A 25,307-nucleotide genomic window follows, 5' to 3' on the forward strand; every position below is an offset into this window, starting at 1 on the left:
AAAAAAAGCCCTAAAACACTTCTTTTAGAAGTGTTTTAGGACGAAATAGTCGTGGTTCCACCTAAATTTAGCTAATAATCATAGCTCTCATTTGCGATAACGGTGCTAGCCGATTTAGTTTCAACTAAATTCTCGAAAGTGGTCATCCTTTGGGCACTAATAGGAAAGTTTCAGCCACGCTCTCCCTCTCTGATAATAGGCTTACAAATTCTGGTGTCTTTCTCATTGATCATTGATGATTGACTCTATTTAAACACGGTTTTGTTAAAAATGCAAGCCTTTATCGTGATAACTATTTTTTACTTTGTTTTGCGTAAAACACAACAATCCCTATGATAACAATCACACCAATCGCTGTTAATGCTTTAGTCAACCCTTGTGACTCAGACGTTTGAGGTAATTTATTTTTATCATTATTTGTCGATGTGTTGGGCTTATTTGTTGGTTTATCAGGTTTCTCTGTTGGGTCTGTTGGTTCTGTTGGGTCTGTTGGTTCTGTTGGTTTAGTCGGTGTCTTTTCATTATCAACTGTCGAAACGACCACGTTACCCTCTGCATTTTTTTCAACTTTTACCGCTAATGGCTCGGTTAATTTTTCATAACCTTTTGGCGCTTTGGTTTCAGTTAACGTATACGTGCCAAAAGCTAAGTCACTTTGAGCCGCTTCACCATTTTCATCTGTGATTAATGTATACGTTTCGCCATTCGCTGATTTTAATTCAAATTCTGCTCCTGCTAAACGTTTTTGATTTTCTTTATCTTGTTTGATAAGTTTGAGTGTCCCTTTTTCTTCTTTTTCTGGGGTCTTTTCATTATCAATTGTCAAGACAACTACGTTATCCTCTGCATTTTTTTCAACTTTCACTGTCAATGGCTCGGTTAATTTCTCATAACCTTTTGGCGCTTTGGTTTCAGTTAGCGTATACGTGCCAAAAGCTAAGTCACTTTGAGCCGCTTCACCATTTTCATCTGTGATTAATGTATACGTTTCGCCATTCGCTGATTTTAATTCAAATTCTGCTCCTGCTAAACGTTTTTGATTTTCTTTATCTTGTTTGATAAGTTTGAGTGTCCCTTTTTCTTCTTTTTCTGGGGTCTTTTCATTATCAATTGTCAAGACAACTACGTTATCCTCTGCATTTTTTTCAACTTTCACTGTCAATGGCTCGGTTAATTTCTCATAACCTTTTGGCGCTTTGGTTTCAGTTAGCGTATACGTGCCAAAAGCTAAGTCACTTTGAGCCGCTTCACCATTTTCATCTGTGATTAATGTATACGTTTCGCCATTCGCTAATTTAAATTCAAATTCTGCTCCCGCTAAACGTTTTTGATTTTCTTTATCTTGTTTGATAAGTTTGAGTGTCCCTTTTTCTTCTTTTTCTGGCGTCTTTTCATTATCAATTGTCAAAACGACCACGTTACCCTCTGCATTCTTTTCAACTTTTACTGTCAATGGCTCGGTTAATTTCTCATAACCTTCTGGCGCTTTGGTTTCAGTTAGCGTATACGTACCGAAAGCTAAGTCACTTTGAGCCGCTTCACCATTTTCATCTGTGATTAATGTATACGTTTCGCCATTCGCTGATTTTAATTCAAATTCTGCTCCTGCTAAACGTTTTTGATTTTCTTTATCTTGTTTGATAAGTTTGAGTGTCCCTTTTTCTTCTTTTTCTGGGGTCTTTTCATTATCAATTGTCGCAATCGTTAAGTTTCCTTGGTCATTTCCTGTAACGGTCACAATCATCGGTTCTGTTAATTTTTCATAACCAGCTGGTGCTACCGTTTCAATAATCTGATATTGCCCAAGTTTTAGTCCACCATGATAAGCTTTTCCTTCATCATCTGTAGTTAAGCCTTCACTCACGACTTCTCCTGTTTCATTGCTGACAATCTTAAACTGAGCTCCCGCTAGTTTTTCTTTTGTCTCTTTGTCTTGTTTGACTATTTGAATTGCACCAAGTGGTGTTCCTGGTTCAATAGGAACAGCTGGAATAGTAGGTTTATTGGTTAACTCCAATATCACCATATTATCTTGATCGTTTTCTTTCACTGTTACTTTTTTGGGCTCTGTATCTAATACATAACCTTCTGGCGCTTGCACTTCTGTCACATAGTAATCGCCTAAAGGCATACCTTTAACGCTGGCAATTCCTTCATCATTTGTTGTCACAATGGCTATAAAACGTTCTTTATCACTGGCTATTTTGAATATAGCACCAGGAAGAAACTCGTCTGTTTCAGCATCTTTTTTAACTAATTTAATACCGCCTACAGGTTCACTTGGCTCTATCGGTATCATAGGAATCTCTGGCTTGTTTTCAAACGATAATTCTACTATATTGCCAGTCTCACTATTTTCAGTGATGGTAAATTTTAAAGGCGTTTCGTTTAATTCATAGCCCTCTGGCGCTTGTGTTTCAATTAGTTGATAGTTACCTAAAGGTAAATTATCAACATGAATAATCCCTTGATTATTTGTAACGAGCTTTTCTTTTACAAGCTCCCCACGTTCATTCATTACGTTAAATACAGCACCTGTTAATGGTTCTTTTGTTTCACTATCATACTTCACTAATCTAAATCCGCCTAAAATTTCTTCTGGTTCTATTAGTTTATTCACCACTTTTATCACTACTACATGATTAACGTCTTTGTCAGTTATAACAACGTCTTTAGGTGTTGAGTCTAATTCGTACCCTTCTGGTGCTTTCGTTTCAATTAACTTATATTCACCAATAGCTAAATTATCAGACAACCATTCGCCTGATTCATTCGTTTTGATGTTATCTACTATCACTTTGTCTTTACTATCTATTAATTGAAATTCAGCATCAGCTAAACGTGTGTCGCCGTCTTCCGCTAATTTTACTAGCTTAATTTTTCCTAGTTTTGGTTTTCTTTTATTTGTAATTGTTATAATATTTTTTTCTGTTATTTCTTGCGATGAAACTTCGACCAAAATAGGAGTCTCGTCTAACTCATACCCTTGTGGTGCTTTGGTTTCAATTAATTGATACTTTCCATATTCCAAACCATCAATAAGCAATTCGCCGTTAGTATCTGTTATAAGTTTTTCAAAAATAACGTTATTTTCATCATCTGTTAGTTTAAATTCCGCATTTGCTAAACGATACTTTGTGTCTTCATCTTCTTTAACAACTTTTAGACGGCCGTATTGTTCTTTCAGGTCGTTGCGAACAATGAGTTGTGTTATGCTTTCCGGATTTTCTTTACTAATGGTAATCTTGTGCGGAGTATCATCTAATTCGTAACCTTCCGGCGCTTTTGTTTCAATTAATTCGTATGTTCCATAAGGTAGATCATCAACGACTAAGCCACCGTAACGTCCTGTTTTAAGATTTTCTGCGAATAGCTTCCCTTTCGAATCTAAAAGTTTAAACTCTGCTCCTACAAGTCCTTGAGGATTTTCGCCACTTGATAACTTGATTAATTCTAATCTACCGCTTTCTTTTTCTGGTGATTTTTCATTAATTACTGTCACTTCTGCTACTTCTGCTTCTTCACTCACGTCCACTGTCACAGGATGTAAAGTTTCATCAAGTTGATAGCCCTCTGGTGCCACTTTTTCTTTGAAATAATATTTACCAAATGGAACTTCTATCAGGGATATTTCACCGTTTTGCTTGGTAGCTAAATTATCCATAATGACTTCTTTTTTATCATTTAAAAGTTGGAACACTGCACCAGCTAATTTATGTCCATTTTCTTTATCTTTTTTTATGAGTTTTATTTTCCCTAATGGTTCTGTTGGATGAACGGGCAATTCCGGAATCCAACGATCTGGGAAATAATGAACCTCCATCCCATTACGTTGATGTAAATCGTACGCTACAAGTGTGCCGTTGATACTACTGCCAGAGAAAACAACTGTAGCAATAGGGGCATAAACACTCCCTACTACTTCAGCACCACCCCCGTGTGTAGCACTGCCATTACTTCCAAGACCTGTCGCGTAGTCTTTTAAATATTCTTTATTATATTTAAGATAGTTTTCATCATCTAATCCTGTATCATTTTTTAAAATATCCCGGGGTGCTGCAATTTGATTATTGATTTTCTTATCAAAAAAGTTTGTCACTTGATCAGCTGTCGGGAAGTAATACGCAATTTTGCTCGCATGCTCACTCATTTCAGAAGTTGAGCTTCCTAGTGGTAGATTGGTTCCTGAACTGTTTGTTAAATAATTCCCTTTAAAAACGACTTTCTGCGCATGATGACGTTCCCCATCTTGCTCAGTATATGATGTGACAATAATTTGGTCATACTTTTTATTTTTAATTATGTTTTGATAATCAAACCCCATATTACGTATCACGACAGTGCCGTCTTCTTCAGGTGGTATATTTACAACCAAAATGTTTTTTGCTTCAACTGATTGATAAATTTCATAGTCATAAAGCTTTCCGTCTTCCCAGTCGCCTAATGTTCGTTGCGCATTTCCTTTGTCATCTGTTAGCGGTGATAAGTTATTAGTAGCAATTTCTAAAAAAGCTTTAGTACTCCACAAATTTCGCTCTAAATTCGAAAAAATGTCAAGCGTATCTGGAATGAGTCGTTTCTGTTCATCAAAAATACCCCCACCTGCTGTTTCGCTATGGCGGAAAGCTGAATCTGCCCAGTCAAGATTATTGGAAACTAAATATCCTACTCTTTTTCCATCTATATTACGACTACTCACAGTGGGATAGGCATGATTATCACTATGATTATTTACCTTTCCACCGATTAACAAATTAATTTTTTGCTTGGTAAAATCTAATCCATTTCCTACCGTATTAGGATCATTATCAAACAATGCTCCATAACTGAAGGTTTCTAAATCTACGGGGAAATTAGAATCCTTTCGAATTGCCATAGGCCCTTCTACATCCGCATTTTCAGCGGAATGATGGCCTCTTAAGTAAATGTTATAATTATTTAACTTCATTGCTTCGGTTAATTCTTGTTCATCTAAGTATTCTGTTTCAGCAGCTTGTACATGGTTTATCGGTAAAATACTTGCGAGTAATACCAACAGTCCCGCCATTGTCTTTCTCATCATTCATCACCTTTTCTTTTAATATAACATCTGTTATATTCATTTAAACTTATTTTTTTAACGTTATCAACAAATATGTATATAATATTATTTTTCTAATTATTCTTTAAACAAATCATCATAATTTTTGTTATTTTAATGTGGTTTGAATATAAAAAAAGACGAAACTTTTTTACAGTTTCGTCTTTTTGTTTTTTATTCTGTTGCTTCGTCTTCTTTTAACATAGCTTTACGTGATGCGTTAACTCGGCCTTGACGGTCAATTTCAGTGACTTTGACTAAAACTTCATCGCCCACTTTTACAACATCTTCTACTTTATTCACACGTTCATTGGCTAATTGTGAGATATGAACAAGGGCATCTTTCCCTTTAATCAGATTCACAAAAGCACCAAATTTTTCAACACGCACAACTTTTCCTAAGTATACTTCGCCAACTTCCACTTCTTTTGTTAGCTCTTCAATAATTTGAATAGCACGTTTAATCATCCCTGCGTCTGAAGAAGCAATGCTGACATTACCATCTTGGTCGATATCAATTTTAACACCTGTTTCATCGATAATACCGTTAATAGTGTCGCCACCTTTACCAATAACATCTTTGATTTTTTCAGGTTTAATTTGAATCATTTCAATCTTAGGAGCGTACTCACTTAATTCCTCACGTGGTTCAGGAATAGTTGCTGTCAAGACATCTAAAATCTCCATACGAGCTTTTTTAGCTTGCGTTAATGCTTCTGTTAAGATTTGTTCTGTAATCCCTTCAATCTTAATATCCATTTGTAACGCCGTAATACCTGCTTCTGTTCCGGCTACTTTAAAGTCCATATCCCCTAAGTGGTCTTCTAAACCTTGAATATCCGTTAAAATCGTATAGTCGTCGCCGTCCATAACTAATCCCATAGCAATTCCCGCAACTGGCGCTTTAATTGGAACACCAGCGTCCATTAAGGCTAAAATACCACCGCAGATACTTGCTTGTGAGGAAGAACCGTTTGATTCTAAAACTTCAGAAACCACACGAATCATGTATGGGAATTCCTCTTCAGAAGGAATAACCTGAGCCATCGCACGTTCACCTAAAGCACCATGACCGATTTCACGTCGACCAGGACCACGCGTTGGACCTGTTGAACCGACAGAGAATTGTGGGAAGTTATAGTGATGAATGAAACGCTTGCTTTCTTCCGTTCCCAACCCATCAATAATTTGATGTTCTCCTAGTGGGGCTAATGTGACGGTAGATAGAGCTTGTGTTTGTCCACGAGTAAATAATCCTGAACCGTGTACACGTGGTAACAATCCAACTTCTCCAGCAAGTGAACGAATTTCGTCAACTTGACGACCGTCTGGACGGATTTTTTCTTTTGTGATTAAACGACGGACTTCATTTTTCTCTAAGTCTTCCGTAATTTGACGGACTTCTTTTAATTTTTTCGCACTATCTTCATCGTCTGCAAACTTCGCTTCATAGACTTCCATAATTTCTGCTTTGACCGCATCGATGTTTACTTCACGTGCTAATTTTTCTTCTGTTTGAATAGCTGCTACCATCGCATCTTTATAAGCCGTCATAATTTCTGCTTCTAAATCTTCCGAGACTTGTAATAGTTGGATATCCATTTTTTCTTTTCCAACTTCAGCTACTACTTTTTCTTGGAATGCCACTAATTCTTTAATCGCCTCATGTCCAAACATCAAGGCACCTAACATATCTTCTTCCGTTACCTCTTTAGCGCCACTTTCAACCATGTTAATGGCATCTTTTGTACCTGCTACACTTAATTCAATATCAGATAACGCTGTTTGTTCGACTGTTGGGTTTAAAATGTATTCGCCATTCACACGTCCAACATTTACTCCAGCTATCGGACCGTTAAACGGAATATCTGAAATACAAAGTGCCAATGATGAACCTAACATCGCACTCATCTCTGGCGTACAGTCTTGTTCCACACTCATGACAATATTCGTGATTTGCACGTCGTTACGGAAACCATCCGCAAACATTGGGCGAATTGGACGGTCAATTAAGCGAGCTGTTAATGTCGCTGCTTCACTTGGGCGTCCTTCACGTTTGATAAATCCACCAGGAACTTTACCTGCCGCATACATTTTTTCTTCGTAGTTTACAGTCAGTGGGAAAAAGTCCACATCTTTAGGTTCTCGTGATGCTACAGCTGCTGTCAATACAACCGTGTCACCATAACGCACTAAAACAGAACCATTTGCTTGTTTCGCTAACTGTCCTACTTCTACTGATAGAGGGCGTCCGCCCCAATCCATCGAAAATACTTTTTTCTCTGTCATTCTCTTTATCTCCTTTTAGTCTATTCGAAAAGAATGAGTCCCTACTAAACAAAGGTCAATCGCTTTTCCTAAAAAAAGCCACTCACATTTGCATAGTAGTGCTAAACACGTTCTTTTCGAATTTTCTTATCTTAATAGTAAAAGAAAGTGAGATCCTTACGAACCTCACTTTCTTAAGGGTCTAGCTTTTAACGACGTAATCCAAGTTTTTGGATTAATTCGCGGTAGCGTTGTACATCTGTTTTACGTAAGTATGCTAATAAGTTACGACGATGTCCAACTTTTCTCATTAGTCCACGGTAAGAATGATGATCTTTTTTGTGAACTTGAGCATGCTCGTTCAAGTGGTTAATCTCAGCTGTTAAAACTGCGATTTGCACTTCTGGAGAACCAGTATCTCCTTCGTGACGTGCATATTCTTTCATGATTTCGTTTTTACGTTCTTTTGAAATTGCCATTACGGTCACCTCTTTCTTCTTAGTCATCCTGAAACTGAGTATAACGTTGGTGATGCGTACAACCAAGTAACAGGCGGTATGTTTTCATACAGTCTTACTTTACACGAACTACTCTCTAAAAGCAAGTATAATCCAACTTTTATCCCATTTTTTATGGCATTTTCACGCGTTCTTTTCGATAGTTATGTTACAATAGATTTTAGTCAGACGATTTGTCGTCAAATCGCTTTTCAATTTTACAATTTAAGGAGTGAATCACTATGATTACCATGAATGATATCATTCGTGAGGGTCATCCCACATTACGAGAGAAAGCACAAGATGTCGTGCTACCTTTATCTAAAGAAGACTATGCATTAGCAGAAGATATGATGACTTTTTTAAAATACAGTCAAGACCCTGAACTCGCTGAAAAATATGGATTGCGCGGTGGAGTCGGCTTAGCTGCACCTCAGCTTGATATTTCTAAACGAATGATTGCCGTGCATATCCCAAATCCTCATTTTACAGGAGAAGATGATACACAACCGACCCATTTACTCAGCACTATTATGATTAATCCGAAAATCATTAGCCATTCTGTCCAACTTGGAGGACTAGAAGATGGTGAAGGCTGTCTGTCTGTCGATCGTGCGGTAGAAGGTGTCGTCGTACGTCACTTACGCATTACGGTTACTTATACAGATTTAGAAGGGCACACACAAAAAATAAAATTACGCGACTATGCGGCCATGGTCGTACAACACGAAATCGATCATCTGAATGGCATTATGTTTTATGACCGCATCGATGAAAAAGATCCATATGCTCAGTTAAAAGATATTAAACTTATTTAAAACGAAAACCACGAGCTTTTAGCACGTGGTTTTTTGTATGTAAAGAACAGTGGCATCATAGTCACGATATGTTTCAACAATCGGTAACCCGTGGGTCATTAGCGCCCGACCTGTTATTATTTTCTCGTACGTTTCAACTTGATACTCGTTATCTTCTAGCAAGCCTTTTAATCTCACCATTTTAAATGGTGTATTAGCTTGCGCTTTATTTTTTACGATAAACAGTAAACTTTCGTCACGTTCTTCTGAAACTAGTTGCCAAATAACATAGCCAGCTTGTGCTTCAGGACTAATCAAACGATAGTATGTTCCATTAGTTAATAAATCGTAGTGCTGTTTAACAAAAGCGGTTTGCTCTTTAATCTTTTCTTTTTCATCTATTGAAAGTTTTGTTAAATCAAGTTCATAACCAAAAATTCCAGAATAAGCCACAACTGCACGTGTATCAAGGGGCGTTACTCTGCCTGTTTGATGATTTGGAACCGCAGAAACATGAGCCCCTTGTGTACTTAGTGGATATCCAAAGCTTGTGCCATGTTGAATCGTAAGACGTTCGATAGCGTCCGTATTATCGCTCGTCCAAATCTGTGGTGTATAGTAAAGCATTCCTGCATCAAATCGACCACCTCCACCACTACAACTCTCAAATAAAACATCAGGAAAATCCGTAGTCAAACGTTCCAATAGCTCGTAAAGGCCTTTCACATATAAATAGTTAAACTTCCCTTGCTCTTCTGGTGATAACTTTAATGAATAGTTGTTCGTGATACTGCGATTCATATCCCACTTAACATAATTAATAGGCGCTTTTTTTAAGATATCTGAAACAACTTGATACAGATAAGTACGTACATCTGAGCGTGTCAAATCTAAATCATACTGATGACGGCTTGTTACACTTTCACGATTCGGCACATGAATATGCCATTCAGGATGTTGTTTAAAAAGGTCACTTTTTTCAGAAATCATTTCGGGTTCAAACCAGATTCCAAATTTAAGCCCTTTATCATGAATTTGTGTCACTAAATGATTTAAGCCATTGGGCAATTTTTCTTGATTGACAAACCAGTCCCCTAAACTTGTTTGATCATTATCGCGTTTTCCAAACCATCCATCATCCATTACTAACATCTCAATGCCCAAATCAACGGCTTCATCGGCAAGAGCTAATAATTTATTTTCGTCAAAGTCAAAGTAAGTGGCTTCCCAGTTATTCACTAAAATGGGACGGCGTTTATATTGATACTTCCCTCTTACAATGTGATGACGAATAAGATGATGGAATTGATGAGTTAAGGTTGTAAGTCCTTTGCTGGAATAACTTAATAACACTTCCGGTGCCGTAAATGTTTCGCTCACTTCTAGCACATAATTAAACCCTTCACTTCCTAATCCTAGCTGTGTTCTAACTGTCTCAAATTGTGACAATTCTGTAGTTGCTTGAAAATCACCGCTATAAACTAACATCATACCAAAACAAGCTCCAGCACTTTCAGTCGTTTCCTTTTCAGCCAAAATAAAGAATGGATTATGTTGATGACTAGAAGTTCCGCGACGTGAACCAAATTGAGCTGTTTGATGTGATAAGCGAACCCGTTCAAACTGACGTTCCATATTATGACGACCATGAAAATGAATCAAGTCATATTCTCTATTCACTGTATCCAGACTGGCAGACATCACTTTTTGTAAAGAGACTTTTTGTGAGCCTTTATTCGTTACTTTGACAGCACGCGTTATCACATCAGCCTTCTCAAACGTACTATATAATAATGTCACTTCTAATTTAGTAACTGGGTCAATCAAGACTATTTCCAAACTATCTACAACTTCATCTCGTGCTTCATAAGCATGTGGCAGGCCATCTAATAAATATTTACCTGGATAAATTTTATGTGAGTGATACACCAAATCCAAAGCATACGAGCCATCTTCGTATTGCACGACGATGGCTGGTATTCGAAAGTCTGACATGCCATACGTTGGAAACTCTTGTGGCAAAACGTCTAGTGAGTACGTGCGATCGTAACGAGCTTCTGCGATATTCCCAGAAAACGCTCGGTCACTGTACTGTAAATAATAGGATAAATCCATGTCATTTATTCTAACGCCATAATACAGATGTAATAATCGTTGATACTTGTCAATTTTCATTTGATACGTAGTAGATGCTGTATGTAGTGTCACCACTTTTTCCTGTTCAGAATAAAGAATACTCATTTTCATCCTCTCCTTCTTTTCACTTGTATCCTACCATAGCGTACACTCAGACTTAATAGTATTTTGTCGCGACCTTATGGTAAAATGTCTACAAAGAAGGTGAGGCGTATTCATAATTTTTATCAAGCATTTTCTACTCAGTCTATCGAAGCAAATATTGACTTTTGTGGGTATGAGAGATGTTCTCCTAATCATTCATTTGGTCCTCTTGTTCGAGAACATTATATTCTACATGTCATTAGTACAGGTAAAGGTCAAGTGACTTTACGTGACCAAACATATTTTCTAGAAAGCGGTGATTGCTTTATCGTTCCAAAAGATGAAGTTATTTTTTATCAAGCTGACACTGATTTACCATGGGAATATGCTTGGATTGGTCTGAGTGGTAGGAAAGTGGCTCAACTGCTTTCATCAACCGAGTTACTACATACTGGAATTCTTTATCAAGTGACAACGAGCCAATTTTATCAACTATTTTCTACAATCATCGAAAACAGTCAAAAACCTGAGAGTTATTCGCCTATTTTAAGAATGAGTCATCTCTATCAGCTCATTCATCATTTACAAACAAGCTACCCATACAAGTCTAGTCTCAAGCACTCGGATGCTAATTTTTATTTACAACAAGCTATTGCTTACTTAACTCATTACTATCACACGACACTGTCTATTCAAGATCTAGCCAATTATCTTCATCTTAGCCGTAGCTATTTACACCAGCTTTTTATAAAAGAACTAAACGTCTCTCCTAAACAATATTTAACACAGCTAAGAATAGAGCGTGCCCAAGCACTTTTAACTACAACGAATTATCCGATCAAAATGATTGCTAACAGTGTGGGCTATGAAGATGCTCTTGCTTTTTCAAAATTATTTAAAGCTCATATCGGCTGTTCGCCTAGCGATTATCGCTTAAAAGAAAAAGGAACGTGAGTAAAACTCACGTTCCTTTTTTAACCAATAACGCCCATTCCAACTAACATACCTAGGACAAATGACACAACCCACAGTCCCCAAACGCCAATACTAAATTTATGAAATTGGTGTTTTGCTTTCTCAGTACCTTTAAAGTACACCCATAGCGCCCACAATAAATGGACTGCCATTAGAAACAACGCTAGTCCACCCGTGATTTGATGCATCCCAAACTGAGTGCCTTGATTATTCTCTGCAATACGACTCATTAAGTTAGTTCCCGTCGTATCAAAGATTAACCCTATTACAAAATAAACTAAATGTTTCTTTTGAATGGTTCCGGTTCTTTTCTCACCAAATACCCCCAAGCTGTAAGAAATTAACGCAATCACCATCGCAATACTCGCTAAAATTAATTGACTACTCATAAACATTTCTCCTTTCAAAGTGACACAGTGTCACCTGACTAATATTCAGTATAGTGACATAGTGTCACTATGTCAAGTAAGATTCCTAATTCTCATTATTTTTTATTTGCATAAAAAATAACAGAGCATTGTTTTTCACAATACTCTGTTATTGATTTTAAGCGGCTTGTTTTTTACGACGGTAAATAAACCATGTACTTCCTGTTACAACAGCAAACCCAATTATTACTAGATTAGACTTATCTTCTCCAGTTTGTGGCAGTTTACCTGTTGTCGTACTTGTGTTACCACCTTTTCCTGATCCTGTACCCGTTGAAGTTGAACCAGCTGGTTTTCCTTGCTCGTTATCTTCTTTTAGGGCCTCAAGTTCTTTTTTCGCTTTTTCTAGTTGTGCTTTTAATTCATTAACTTGTTCTAAAGATATCCCTTCACCAAGAGTCGCAAGTTCTTCTTTTGCTTTTTCTAACGCGGCTACTAATGCCTTCCAGCTTTCTTCCGTATACTTGTCTTTCACAAGTGCTTCTAATTCTTTAATTAACTCTTTTAACGCTGCGATTTCAGCGGCTAAATCTACTTCTTTTGCTTCTTCTGGAATAATACGTTCGTATGGATATAGCGTTTCATAAGCTAATAGTTCTTCATTTGTCTTATTTTGAAGATACTCTAAGAAGACAGTATCCATGGATGGACCTTCTTGGCGTGGCCCACCTAACATATCATACCCATCTCCACCAGCTGCTAAGAAATCATTGGTTGCAACATAATAATCTTTCTTTTGACGGTCGACAGGTACAAATTTTTTCGTTTTTGGATCTTGTAATTCAATCGACCATACGCGTTTCTCTGACGATATTGCTCGTGTTTTAGCTGCTTCTTCTGAATCTTTCCCTAGAATATTAGCATCGTATTTCACACGAATGGAGCGTGAGACATGTAAAAAGCCTCCATTTGCCCCTAGTCGTGGCATTCCTTTTTCATCTAATAACACATTGCCTTCCTCGTCTTTTACCGTATCTGAACGTAATGAATGTTCAAACATTTCATAGATTTGTTCACCACTTACTTGGATTTGAGCAATCGAGTTTCCAAATGGCATTACTCCTACAATATCCCCGCGTGTGACGGCTCCGGTATTAATATTTTGACGAATACCACCACCATTTACAACAGCAAAGTCAGCTGGTTGTTTAAAGCCTGTTTGAGCGTAGTCAAAAATAGCATCCCCAATAATATTCCCTAAGTTTGTTTCACGTGAACGAACTTCTGAACGCTCGCCAATAAATTTCACAGGATTATTTTCTAAAACAATATCTCCCATATCTTCATCGTATTTACGACGTGCTTCATCTGCGATAGCTTTAACCGCTGGATCTTGTTCAATATTTAGTGATTCAAAATCCGCAAAGGTAATGAGCTGCGCACTTAAATCAGCTTCTGGATTGTAAGCTGCCTCTATCCATCCAATATTGTTTAAGTGATTGCCTGTTTGTCCCATTAAGACGTGCCCTTCTTGCTTTCCTTGAGGCAATTCTGTATGTGAATGTCCATCGATAATAAATATCTTCTTATCTGGATAGGCTTTTGATAATTCACTTGCTAAATAACTACCACGTTCATCTTGGAGCGTTGTTTCATCAATTCCTAAGTGCGTCATAAAGACGAAAACATCCGCTTTATTACCAATTTTATCAATTACTTCTTTTGCCACAGGAACTGGTTTTTTGAAAGTCACGCCTTTGACATTATTTGGATGTGTTTTAACTGTTGTTTCTGGTGTTGTTAATCCAATTAACGCAAAGTTGATGCCTTCTTTTTTCTTAATAACATACGGGTCAAACGGTCGAGTTCCGTCTTTGTAAACGTTGGCTGAAACGATTGGGAAATTAAAGTCTTCTTTTAATTCCAATGCCCGTTCCATACCGAAGTCGAACTCATGGTTCCCTAAAGTCATCGCATCATATCCTACCGCATTCATGGCTTTTACCATATCGGCACCTTTTGTATGATTAGAAATAGGTAGGCCTTGGATCGCATCTCCTGCGTCGACTAATAGCGTGGGTTTATGTTGGTCTTTATATGTTTTTACTTTTGCTAGACCAATTGCTTTACCACCTTTATCATATTCAAAACGCCCATGCATATCATTTGTATGCATTATGCTAAATGAGAAAATGTCTTTATCAGCATCATCTTTTAGAATAGATGGATCAAGTTTTCCTTCATCAATTAAGTCATACACATTTAATTTCTTAACATTAGGTGTACGTCCATCAGCAGAACGCATTACTTGAATATTCCCTTTTTTCACCTCATCAATAACAGCTTGACGATAATCTTCATCAAACTCATAACCGACTAATTCAAAACTCTCTTCAATTTCTTTTGAAGGGTCTAAAACTTTTTTATCCTTAATATACTCAGCAATAAAACCACGTAAAGAATCTGGATCGCTATCTTTTCGTTTATCAGCGCTTACTAGGCCACGATCAACAAGTCCACTGAATCGGTGACTATTCACAGCTAAGCTATACATTTGATCATCCTGAATGGCTTCGCCTGTCGCTAGCTTTAAGTCTTTAATCCGTTGCCCTTCTGGTTCTGAAATATCAATTTTATAGGTGACACCTGAAAACATATCATAATCATAGATACGAATCTTCTCGTTAAATGCAACTGCCACATCGCCTTCTTTAAACTGTTGATAATAGCGTGCTTGTTGTTCCATATACGTCTTAAGATTTTTTCCTGATATTTCTGTTTTAATTAAAGTATTCGCATACTTATAAATATCAAATAAATTGTTATAGCGGATAGGTCCTTTATCCAGACGACTATCTTCTTTAAACAATGAAGCTGCTGCAATTTGAGCTCCTGTATGCTTACGTTGAACATTATTTATCAACGAAATCATAGCAGTCGGTCTTAGTTGAGCTTCTGGGATTCCAGGAATTTCATTTTCTGGTACAAAGTTAGCGAGCGCTTGTCCCAATTCTTGTTTGGTGTACGCTATTGTTTCCTCATGAGCATATCGTGTAGCTTCCTTTAATGCCTCATCTGCTTTGACCTCTGTAGCATTTAATAAGCCTACTTGACTTGATTTAACTTCCCAATTTGCATCGTCTTCTTCTTTTGATGTGTCATTTTTTTCAGATGTCTTTTCTAATTCCAAATCAATCTTGACCACATTTGCCCCTGTATCCTTAACTGCCCCTACTGGTTTTTCGCGGCCAGTATTATCTGCATGTTTTTCAGCAAATGCGCGGTGATCATGTCCTAAAATAAATGCTTCGATTTCTGGAACTTCTTTAATTACATTAATAGCTGCTGCGTTAGCATCTGAGTTTTGCAGTCCTGCGTGAATGACTGCAATAATAACATCTGCTTTTTCATTTTCCTTAATGTGAGCCACTTGTTTCTGCGCTTCTTCTTTTAAAGGTGTAAAATCTAATTCTTTAGCATTTTCTGGATCCCAGTGATGAATATGTGGAATCGTCAAACCAATAATCGCGACATTCAACCCATTTTTCTCCACGACTTTATATGGATCAACAAGGTATTCGCCAGTTGTCTTATAACGTGTGTTCGCTGAAAGATATGGAAAATTCGCTTGTGATTTGGCAGATTTAATCAAATCAACACCAAAGTTAAACTCATGATTACCTAACGTCATCGCATCGTAGCCAATATGATTCATCGCTGTCACTACTGGATGATTTTTTGATAACTCCGAATTCACACTATATAAATCATCTGTTAAAATCGTTCCCTGTAAGTTATCACCCGCGTCGACTACTACCACATTTTCTGCTCCATTAGTAGCTCTGACTTCATTAACATGTGTACTAATACGAGCAAAACCAAGTTCTTTTTCTTTATTATCTTCGTATGAATAATCCCATACATTTCCATGAACATCGGATGTTCCTAAAATAGTAAGCTTTTTCTTATCGGTTACAACAGGTTTTTCTTCCGTCGGTTGCACCTCAGTCACTTCAGTTTCTGCTGACTCTTCTGTCGGTTGGACAGATTCCTCTGTACTTATTTCTTTTTCAGTTGCTTCTTCCTTAGCGGCAGAATCCACGACTTCTTCAGAAATAGATGATTCTTGTGTTGCTTCAACAACTGGTTCTTGTGTTTCTGAAATTTCCTCAGCTAATACCATTGACGCTGGTAAAGCACTTCCTAAAAATAATGTAAGTGCCATTACAAATTGAATCACTTTTTGTTGATAATGACGTTTCAATGTTTTTCCCCCTTATTAAAAATACATTTTAAACTACCATTAACGATAAACTAAGCTCCTTTCATTTTTATTTTACAACTTCTTTTATTTTAACAAATAAACACCAAAAAGCATACTTAATAATTGGAAATCATATGTAATGTATGTTTATCAATCGCTTACAACATAAATGTCATAGATGAATTTACATATAAAATAAAAAAACGCCATCACTGGCGTTTTTAAAGTTAAGTTAAGAGACTCTTTTTCATTTGTTGAATTAATGTTCCGACTAATAAGTCAATAAGCATAAAAAAACCAATCCTTGAGATAAAATCGTTTTCGCGTGTGTCTATCTCCGTAGCATGACAATACAAATTTAAATCTGCATAAGATGATAAGGCATTCGATTGAAAAGAGGTTAGGCTTATCATCTTTGCTTTTCTCATTTTAACTTTTTTGGCTGTATCCATAATTTTCTTTGTATTGCCTGACAATGAAATAAGAATGACAACATCCTCTTCGGTAACTAAATTTGTAAAACTCTCAGACAAATTATAATCTTTTATAAAAAAACAATGTAAACCTAAAGAAAATAGCAAATGTTCCAAGTAGTAACAAACTGGCTTACTAGTTCCCCTCGCCATAATAAAAATATTTCGCGCATTTAACATTGCTGTAGCACATGCTTGTAATTCTTCATCTAACACTAAAGATAGAGTTTTTTCCATTGTTTTTGTCATATTTTCTTTCACTGATATGTCGTCAGTATGCGTCTGTTTAATTCGAGTTCGTATCTCTTGATTTATAAAAAACTTAAATTCTTTAAAACCACTAAAACCTAATTTTTGACACAGATTAATAATAACCGTTTTAGAAACGAAAGCATTATTGGCTAACTGTTGAATAGTCATATAAGGCATTTCATCTGTATGGTCAACCATATATTTTAATGCTTTCTTTTCACTTGCAGTCAGTTCATCATAGCTATTCAAAAAATCAATCATGCGCTTTCACCCTTTAAATTTATTAGGATTATTGTACCACACTCTCAATTTCCATGTCTGTTTCTTATATCATATTAAATGGGTTAAGCCAAGATGATATCGTCTCTGTTGGAACATCCACTAAATGTTTTTCACAAGCTTTAAAAATAGTTATATCATTTTCCAATGCATCATGAGCAATATGAGATGCTTTGTCATATCCTATATGAGGTGTCAAAGCGGTTACTAACATGAGTGACCTCTCTATGTATTCTGTCATCGTTCTTTCGTTTACTTTTAACCCTTGTAATGTATTTAATCGAAAAGAACGCATGCCTGACGAAAGAAGCTCTATACTTTGTAAAATATTCATTATGATAACAGGCTTATAAACATTCAATTGGAATTGTCCCTGACTCGCTGCGAATTGGATAGTAGTATCATTTCCCATTACTTGCATCACTACCATAGACAAGGCTTCAGCTTGTGTCGGATTAACTTTTCCTGGCATTATAGAACTTCCTGGCTCATTACTAGGAAGTGTTAGTTCTCCCAATCCGCAACGAGGACCACTAGCTAAAAAGCGAATATCGTTGACTATTTTTAATATATCGCTAGCTAATGAACGCAAAGCTCCGTGTAGTAACGACAAGGGTTGATGACTTGTTAAGGCAAAAAATTTATTATCATCGCTCTCAAAGGTTTGCTTTAACTCTTTCGATAAGTAATTAGCTACTTCTTCACCAAAATGTAAAGGCGCATTTATCCCTGTCCCAACTGCCGTCCCACCAATTGCTAATTTTTCAACAAAATGACTAGTAGAAGTAATCGCCTCTCTATTTCTTCTTATCATACTTTTCCAACCGCTAACTTCTTGCCCAAAAGTGAGAGGAGTGGCATCTTGTAGATGAGTTCGTCCTATTTTGATAATATCTTGATATTGATTAACTTGTTTCTCCAACTCTTTTTCCCATTCTATTAATTCAGGAATAAGGTTATTTGCTATCATTACTACTGTTGCAATATGCATGGCAGAAGGAAAGACATCATTAGAACTCTGAGAACGATTTACGTGATCATTGGGATGTATATCATAACCTTGTTCTTTGGCAATATTAGCTATCACTTCATTAACGTTCATATTGGTTTGCGTCCCACTTCCCGTTTGCCATACTTTCAAAGGGAAATGCTTACGCCACTTTTCTGGATACTCGAGTATTTCCGAACACCCCTTCATGATGCCTTGGTAAACTTTTTTATTAATAATTTCATGATTGTAATTGACTACTGCACATGCTTTTTTTATGTAAACTAAGGCCTGTATGACCTCATAAGGCATTAATTCTGTACCTATTTTAAAATTATTTAAACTACGTTGAGTTTGAGCGCCCCAATAAGCATCACTGGCTACCTCAATTTCTCCCATTGAATCCTTTTCAATCCTCATATCCTCACTCTTCCTTCATCGACATTGAAATACATGTTTCTTCCGCAGCGATACGAACATATTTTGCCACATTTTGGGCTACTTCATGATTCATTGCATCAGGTATTACATAATCATCTGCTAAGTCTTCTTCTAACACCATATCAGCAATCGCTTGCGCTGCTGCCTTTTTCATTTCATGATTAATTGTTTTAGCTCGCGCATCGAGAGCACCTCTAAAAATACCAGGAAATGCTAACACATTGTTAATTTGATTAGGGAAATCTGAGCGTCCCGTCCCCATAATTCTAACTCCTGCTTTTTTAGCTAGTTGGTAATCTATTTCGGGAACGGGATTAGCCATAGCAAACACAATAGGATCTTTTGCCATAGTTTCAATCATGTTACTTGTCAAACAATTCCCAACTGAGACACCTATAAAAATATCTGCTCCAACTAAAGCTGTTTCTAAACTACCTGTTTTTTCTGAAGGATTTGTTTCCATCGCCAACTCCAACTTATGATCGAATAAAGGCTCACTTCGTTTAGTCGAAAGAATCCCATACTCATCACAAATTAAAATTTCTCCTATTTGCATTTCTAATAGCAAACGAGCAATAGCTGTTCCAGCAGCACCGGGGCCGTTAATCACCGCTTTAACAGACTTAAAATTCTTTTTAACAAGCTTTAAACTATTCATTAGTCCTGCTAATACAACAATCGCCGTTCCATGTTGGTCATCATGGAACACAGGTATATCCAACATCTTATCGAGTTTTCTTTCAATTTCGAAACAACGTGGAGATGATATGTCTTCTAAATTTATCCCTCCAAACGAAGGAGCTATTCTACAAATAGTTTCAATTATTTCTTCTGTGTCTTCTGTATCCAAGCAAATAGGTATAGCATCAACATTTCCAAATTTTTTAAACAAAATAGCTTTACCTTCCATTACAGGTAATGAAGCTTCTGGACCAATATTCCCGAGACCTAACACTGCACTCCCGTCTGAAACAACCGCAACCATATTTCCTTTTGACGTGTAACGATACACATCACTTTTATTTTCTACTATTCTTTTGCAGGGTTCTGCGACACCGGGTGTATAAGCTAAAGCTAAATCTTCTTTTGTATTTAACGGCACTTTACTTTCAACTGCTATTTTTCCTTTATGTTTCTCATGGTAGAGTAAACTTTCGGTCATTCCGATTTCCCTCCTATAAGTAAGAGGCTGACATTACTATGCCAGCCCCTTATTCATATTATTTATTAGCATATTCCAAAGCAATAGTATTTGCGTATTCTTTGGCCCTCTTTGCTTCCTTTTCTGCTATCTCTACTGATAGTCCAATATAATGACGGGGGTCAATCATATCCCTGACTTCTTGCTCGGAAAATTGGCTGGCAATCAGCTCATTTCCCATTAGATTTGTATAGAAGTCTTCACCCTCATTAGCTGTTTTCATAGCAATTTCATACATCAATGAATGGGCTTTATCTTTGCCTAGTTTGGTAGCTAACACCATCATTACATTTTCACAATTGTCTAACCCTTTATTGCGTAGAGCGTTGTGTAACATACGGTCACGATGAGGAACCATTGTACGTGTCAATTCTTCTGTTCGCAAAAGAACTTCAGTGGTTAGCTCTAAAGCTTCTTCTAAAATTCCATCAAAAAGCATATATGAGCTACTATCTCCTTCATAGGGACGAACAGAAGAATACATACCCACACCTGGTAAGGAGTATAATTTTTGCGAATTAGCGACAATTCCTTTTGCTAGTTTAGGATTGATTTTATGAGGCATTGTACTACTTCCAACAGTTCCTTTTTTAAAACCTTCAGACACTTCTGCAATTTCTTCTAAAGTCGTACTATATACTTCCTCGCCGATTTTATGACAAATATTTGCCATTAAAGATAAATTCATCATATATTCTAATTTATGTGTACTGATATTACGTGAAGGAACTTCCATCGTATACATACCCGTTAATTCAGCGACACGTTGTTGAACCGCAGGACCTACTTGAGGCATTGAACTAAATGTTCCAACTGCTCCACCCATCATAATCTTAAACACTCTTTTTTCAGCTTCACGCATTCTTTCATAACACTCTATAAACTCACTAATCCAGACTGATACCTTATAGCCATAAGTAATAGGTGTAGCGTGTCGACCATGTGTACGTCCCGGCATCACGGCATCTTTATTTTCTTCAGCCAAGCGACTCAAATTATCTAAAATTTCTCCTAGTAATGTCATATATTTATCATGGACGGTTTTAACCATATAAAGCTGAGAACTTTGCTGAATATTTTGCGTGGTAATACCGTAATGAACATACTTACCACTTTCAGGCGGACATGCTTTTACTAAAACCTTAAGAAACGGGACAAATCCATGTCCTATCTCACGATATATTCGATCCATCTCTTCAAAATCTATATTCTCAATTTTCGCTGCTTGTTGGATATCTTTGGCCGCTTGCTCAGGTATAAATCCTTCTTCTGCTTGCGCCTGAGCCAAAGCTGCTTCAAACATTAACCACGTTTGATATTTGGCTTTGTCTGAAAACAGTTCTTTAATTCCTCTGTCATCCATCGTTTTACTTTTTGAATCATATAATGCTCTCATTAGAAAAAACCTCCTACTTCCTGCCTGTTATTTCCCTAGTTCTTCATCTACAGCATTTCGTACAAATTCTACTTGTGGGCCATATACAATATGTATATGTTTAGCTGCTGGGAAAAAGAATCCTGTACATCCCGATTGTTCTAATAATTTCTTATCTATCATACTTACATCATTAACATCTATTCTTAAACGTGTAATACAGTTCTCTACTGAAGCAATATTTTGTTTTCCTCCCAAAGCGGTTACCACAATTTTAGCGATTTCGTCATACCTTTTTTCTTTTAATAAGGTACTGTCTAGATTCTGTGATTCTTCACGTCCAGGTGTTTTAATGTCAAACTTAATAATTGCCCAATAAAAGATAAAGTAAGTAACAACAGCTAATAATAATCCTATCAATACTAAGAAAATCCAGTTAGTCTTTTCATACAAAAGTCCAAAAATTGCAAAGTCAAAAATTGTTCCTCTTATATAACCAATTGCTACATTCGCAAGCGATAACAAGACCGCTCCAATACCTACAATAGCGGCATATACAACAAAGAGTAAAGGTGCGATGAAAACAAATGTAAATTCTAATGGCTCAGTCACATTCCCTAGCATTGCTGTTAATACCATCGTAATTAACATAGATTTAACTTCAGGTTTATTCTCTGCTCTGGCTGTTTTATACATCGCAAAAGCAATTGCTGGAAAAAGGAAAAGAGTTACTAACATTTGCTGTTGCGCCATAAAACGTGTTAAATCTGGCATCATTGCCCAATATTCACTATTAGGACCTTGATTAAATAGAACTTCGTTCATCGCCGGTACTACCCCTACATAGGTCGTTCCGTCTATTACATAGGATCCCCCTGCTTCTGTAAATCTAAACAAAGCATTCCATACATGATGCAGTCCAAACGGTATAAATAAGCGTTCCCCTGCGGCTGTAAAGAATGGTCCCATTACACTTAAAAACACTACTGATAATTTCATTAACACACCAACAAACAATTCCCAAATAAATGGTAATACTGCTCCAATCGCAATCATACATCCCATAGTGATAATAGGAACAGACTTCTTACCCGAAAAGAACGCAAACGCTGTGGGTAATTCCAAATTATAATACTTGTCCGTCGCCCAGGCTGCAATCAATCCCGTAATAATTCCGCCAGCAGCACTAATATTCATCGTTTGAATACCTAGAACTGTTATCTGACCTACTTGGGTCATGACATCTGGCTCTGCCATCTTGCCAGTCAAAGTTAACCAAACATTCATAGTAATAATTAAAGTTAAATAGCCTGTTACAGCAGCAAAAACAGAAATCCCTTTATCTTTTTTACTCATACCATATGCGACACCCATAGCAAATAATAAAGGTATATTATCAAAAACCACACTAGCAATAGATCGAATACTAATTAAAAGCGCATTTACATTCTCATTCCCTAAAAAACTAAATCTTTCTATCATATAAGGTTGAACAAATGCGCCACTAATACCTAATATCATTCCCACTGGTGCTAAAACACCAATTGGCAACAACAAGGTGCGTCCAAACTTTTGAATTGAATCACTGAATCTCCCTTTTTTTCCCATTTAGATATCTCCTTTTCATCTGATAACTGTATCATAACACCCGTATAACTAGACTAAAAGCGCTATCAATGTATATTAGATGACCTAAGTCACGAAAAATGATTTAGGTCATTTATAATGCTATCTATAAATAAAAAAGAGCCGCTAAACTAGCAGGCTCTTTGTATACTCATATTACTTTTCATCAAACTCATCTGGGTTCGTACCAAAACGTTCCCCAGTGTGCATATTATCAATAGCTTGTCTGTCTTCATCTGTCAGTTCAAAATCAAAAATATCCGCATTTTGAGCAATACGTTCTTGATTGACTGATTTTGGAATCGTCACGATATCATTTTCTAAATCCCAACGTAAAATAACTTGCGCTGGTGTTTTATGATATTTTTCGCCAATAGCTGCTAAACGCTCGTCTTCTAACAGATGTCCTTGCCCTAGCGGTGACCATGCTTCAATCGCAATCTCATGTTTTGCACAATAATCACGTAATTCTTTCTGATTTAAAAGAGGGTGGAGTTCCACTTGGTTGACCATCGGTTTAATTTCTGCATCCGTCATTAAATCATCTAAATGATGGGGATGAAAATTACACACGCCAATGGCTCTCACGCGTCCATCTTTATATAATTTTTCTAACGCTCTCCAAGTATCTTTGTATTTACCCGCTACCGGCCAATGAATCAAATATAAATCTAAATAATCTAACTGTAATTTTTCTAAGCTCTCTTCAAACGCTGCCAAGGTACTCTCATACCCTTGTTCATCGTTCCATACTTTACTTGTTACAAAAAGTTCCTCGCGTTTAATACCAGACTCACGAATACCTTGCCCTACCCCGCGCTCATTTTTGTAAATTGCAGCTGTGTCAATAGAACGGTAACCTGTTTCAATTGCCCATTTGACGGCGTTAATAACTTCTTCATCATCTGCAGCTTTCCATACACCTAAACCTAATCGTGGCATTGCCACATCGTTTGCTAATACTTTTGTGCTAGAGATATCCATTTCGTTCCGTCCTTTCTATATAACCTATCTTAATTTTATACTTTATCTTATTATCTTGTAAAGTAAATGGACTTCTATGAACAAAATAACAAAATGAGAAGATTTTTACTGGTAATCTTCATTAATACACGGTACATTATAAGATAACTATTTCAAGACTGACAACTAGGAGGATATTGTATGCAACGTGAGATTGTTCAAAATTTACCAAAAATCGAACTTCATTGTCATTTAGATGGTTCTGTTAGACCTGCTGTCCTAGAAAAAATCGCCCGAAAACAAAAACGCCCGTTACCTGCCACAGGTGACGCCTTAGCTGAGTTAATGAAAGTCCCAGACGAGGCTGAAAGCTTACTAGATTACTTAAAGTGTTTTGATGTCGTGCTTCCTTACTTACAACAAAAGGAAGCTCTAGAATTAATCGCTTATGACTTAGTTGCTCAAGTAGCAGAGGAAAATGTTACCTATTTAGAAGTACGATTTGCGCCCATGCTATTTACACACGAAGGTCTTAGCATTGAAACGATACTTGATGTTGTACTAAATGGATTAAAAAAAGGCGAGCAAGATTTTGGTGTTAAAACAAATGCACTACTTTGCGGTATGCGTCATCACACGCTTGAACAAAATCAACAAATTGTAACAGCAGCGAAAAAATATCTTGGTAAGGGAGTTGCTGGTTTTGATTTAGCCGGCGATGAGGCGAACTATCCAATGTCTTTATTTGAAGAAGTCGTTTCCGAAGCACATACACAACAAATCCCTATCACGCTTCACGCAGGTGAATGTGGCTGCGCGCAAAATGTCGCTACTGCTGTAAAGTTGGGAGCAACACGTATCGGTCATGGGATTGCTTTGAAAGACGATTCCGCTATCTTAGAATCATGCATTCGTCACAACACTCTCATCGAAATGTGCCCTACTAGCAACTTCCAAACAAAAGCTGTATCATCCTTATCAGAGTATCCTTTCCAAATCTTCTTAGATGCTGGATTAAATATATGTATTAATACGGATAATCGTACGGTATCTAACACCACATTAACGGATGAGTTCTTAAAATTGCACGAATGGTATCAAATCGACTATGCCTTAATGAAAAAGTTAAATCAGAATGCCATTGAAGGAGCATTTATCTCCGATTCAGATAAACAACACTTGTCAGAGCAGCTAGATACAGCCTATTCAAACTATATGTAAAACAGAAAAAAACCATTAA

The 25,307-nt window shown here is 36.9% G+C and carries 15 protein-coding genes; 3 read left to right on the forward strand and 12 right to left on the reverse strand.

From position 1 onward, the window contains the following. Positions 1-292 precede the first annotated feature (292 nt). The 3 genes from CBF33_RS01310 to rpsO all read right to left on the reverse strand — a co-directional run bounded on the left by CBF33_RS01310 (position 293) and on the right by rpsO (position 7,827). Entirely contained in the window at positions 293-5,062 is a 4,770-nt protein-coding gene (locus CBF33_RS01310; protein WP_148112231.1) for a SpaA isopeptide-forming pilin-related protein, read from the reverse strand. Between the two features lie 192 nt (positions 5,063-5,254). Next, positions 5,255-7,369, reverse strand: coding sequence for a polyribonucleotide nucleotidyltransferase (gene pnp / locus CBF33_RS01315; RefSeq protein WP_126760869.1), 2,115 nt, complete (start codon positions 7,367-7,369; stop codon positions 5,255-5,257). 188 nt (positions 7,370-7,557) lie between these two features. Further along, on the reverse strand, positions 7,558-7,827 hold the full coding sequence (gene rpsO / locus CBF33_RS01320) for a 30S ribosomal protein S15 (protein WP_023606843.1): 270 nt from the start codon (positions 7,825-7,827) through the stop codon (positions 7,558-7,560). A gap of 260 nt (positions 7,828-8,087) precedes the next feature. Between rpsO and def the strand changes: the two genes are divergently transcribed. Next, complete coding sequence (gene def, locus CBF33_RS01325; protein ID WP_126760871.1) at positions 8,088-8,663, forward strand: peptide deformylase; 576 nt, start codon at positions 8,088-8,090, stop codon at positions 8,661-8,663. 18 nt (positions 8,664-8,681) lie between these two features. Here def and CBF33_RS01330 read toward each other — a convergent pair whose 3' ends face one another. Beyond that, positions 8,682-10,883: an alpha-galactosidase gene (locus tag CBF33_RS01330; RefSeq protein ID WP_126760874.1), complete on the reverse strand. Its 2,202-nt coding sequence runs from the start codon at positions 10,881-10,883 to the stop codon at positions 8,682-8,684. Positions 10,884-10,967: 84 nt separating this feature from the next. On the opposite strand from CBF33_RS01330, the gene CBF33_RS01335 reads away from it, so the two are divergent. Further along, complete coding sequence (locus CBF33_RS01335; protein ID WP_126760876.1) at positions 10,968-11,816, forward strand: AraC family transcriptional regulator; 849 nt, start codon at positions 10,968-10,970, stop codon at positions 11,814-11,816. Between the two features lie 20 nt (positions 11,817-11,836). Here the strand turns inward: CBF33_RS01335 and CBF33_RS01340 are convergent, their stop codons facing one another. The 8 genes from CBF33_RS01340 to CBF33_RS01375 all read right to left on the reverse strand — a co-directional run bounded on the left by CBF33_RS01340 (position 11,837) and on the right by CBF33_RS01375 (position 24,088). Further along, the gene (locus CBF33_RS01340) at positions 11,837-12,226 is read right to left on the reverse strand and encodes an HsmA family protein (protein ID WP_023606840.1); all 390 of its coding nucleotides are present in this window, start codon (positions 12,224-12,226) and stop codon (positions 11,837-11,839) included. A gap of 157 nt (positions 12,227-12,383) precedes the next feature. Next, positions 12,384-16,469 (reverse strand): 5'-nucleotidase C-terminal domain-containing protein, encoded by a 4,086-nt coding sequence (locus CBF33_RS01345; RefSeq protein WP_126760878.1) that lies wholly within the window; start codon positions 16,467-16,469, stop codon positions 12,384-12,386. Positions 16,470-16,696: 227 nt separating this feature from the next. After that, entirely contained in the window at positions 16,697-17,455 is a 759-nt protein-coding gene (locus CBF33_RS01350) for a MurR/RpiR family transcriptional regulator (protein ID WP_126760880.1), read from the reverse strand. Positions 17,456-17,519: 64 nt separating this feature from the next. Further along, on the reverse strand, positions 17,520-18,881 hold the full coding sequence (locus CBF33_RS01355; protein ID WP_126760882.1) for a class II fumarate hydratase: 1,362 nt from the start codon (positions 18,879-18,881) through the stop codon (positions 17,520-17,522). A 4-nt stretch (positions 18,882-18,885) separates the two neighbouring features. Further along, positions 18,886-20,064, reverse strand: a complete 1,179-nt coding sequence (locus CBF33_RS01360; protein ID WP_023606836.1) for an NAD(P)-dependent malic enzyme — start codon at positions 20,062-20,064, stop codon at positions 18,886-18,888. 58 nt (positions 20,065-20,122) lie between these two features. Next, complete coding sequence (locus CBF33_RS01365; RefSeq protein WP_126760884.1) at positions 20,123-21,499, reverse strand: class-II fumarase/aspartase family protein; 1,377 nt, start codon at positions 21,497-21,499, stop codon at positions 20,123-20,125. 27 nt (positions 21,500-21,526) lie between these two features. Beyond that, a complete protein-coding gene (locus CBF33_RS01370; protein ID WP_126760887.1) occupies positions 21,527-23,086 on the reverse strand; it encodes a PTS transporter subunit EIIC in 1,560 nt (519 codons plus the stop codon). 174 nt (positions 23,087-23,260) lie between these two features. Further along, positions 23,261-24,088 (reverse strand): aldo/keto reductase, encoded by an 828-nt coding sequence (locus CBF33_RS01375; RefSeq protein WP_126760889.1) that lies wholly within the window; start codon positions 24,086-24,088, stop codon positions 23,261-23,263. A gap of 180 nt (positions 24,089-24,268) precedes the next feature. On the opposite strand from CBF33_RS01375, the gene add reads away from it, so the two are divergent. Then, positions 24,269-25,288: an adenosine deaminase gene (gene add, locus CBF33_RS01380; protein WP_126760891.1), complete on the forward strand. Its 1,020-nt coding sequence runs from the start codon at positions 24,269-24,271 to the stop codon at positions 25,286-25,288. Positions 25,289-25,307: the final 19 nt, after the last annotated feature.

The organism is Vagococcus lutrae (genome assembly GCF_003987555.1).
In the GTDB taxonomy this organism is placed as follows: Bacteria; Bacillota; Bacilli; order Lactobacillales; family Vagococcaceae; genus Vagococcus_A; species Vagococcus_A lutrae.

Bases quoted from the DNA above. Each gene is read 5' to 3' on its own strand.
- CBF33_RS01310 (WP_148112231.1), bottom strand. From the start codon at position 5,062: ATGATGAGAAAGACAATGGCGGGACTGTTGGTATTACTCGCAAGTATT.
- pnp (WP_126760869.1), bottom strand. From the start codon at position 7,369: ATGACAGAGAAAAAAGTATTTTCGATGGATTGGGGCGGACGCCCTCTA.
- rpsO (WP_023606843.1), bottom strand. From the start codon at position 7,827: ATGGCAATTTCAAAAGAACGTAAAAACGAAATCATGAAAGAATATGCA.
- def (WP_126760871.1), top strand. From the start codon at position 8,088: ATGATTACCATGAATGATATCATTCGTGAGGGTCATCCCACATTACGA.
- CBF33_RS01330 (WP_126760874.1), bottom strand. From the start codon at position 10,883: ATGAGTATTCTTTATTCTGAACAGGAAAAAGTGGTGACACTACATACA.
- CBF33_RS01335 (WP_126760876.1), top strand. From the start codon at position 10,968: ATGTCTACAAAGAAGGTGAGGCGTATTCATAATTTTTATCAAGCATTT.
- CBF33_RS01340 (WP_023606840.1), bottom strand. From the start codon at position 12,226: ATGAGTAGTCAATTAATTTTAGCGAGTATTGCGATGGTGATTGCGTTA.
- CBF33_RS01350 (WP_126760880.1), bottom strand. From the start codon at position 17,455: ATGATTGATTTTTTGAATAGCTATGATGAACTGACTGCAAGTGAAAAG.
- CBF33_RS01355 (WP_126760882.1), bottom strand. From the start codon at position 18,881: ATGAGGATTGAAAAGGATTCAATGGGAGAAATTGAGGTAGCCAGTGAT.
- CBF33_RS01360 (WP_023606836.1), bottom strand. From the start codon at position 20,064: ATGACCGAAAGTTTACTCTACCATGAGAAACATAAAGGAAAAATAGCA.
- CBF33_RS01365 (WP_126760884.1), bottom strand. From the start codon at position 21,499: ATGAGAGCATTATATGATTCAAAAAGTAAAACGATGGATGACAGAGGA.
- CBF33_RS01370 (WP_126760887.1), bottom strand. From the start codon at position 23,086: ATGGGAAAAAAAGGGAGATTCAGTGATTCAATTCAAAAGTTTGGACGC.
- CBF33_RS01375 (WP_126760889.1), bottom strand. From the start codon at position 24,088: ATGGATATCTCTAGCACAAAAGTATTAGCAAACGATGTGGCAATGCCA.
- add (WP_126760891.1), top strand. From the start codon at position 24,269: ATGCAACGTGAGATTGTTCAAAATTTACCAAAAATCGAACTTCATTGT.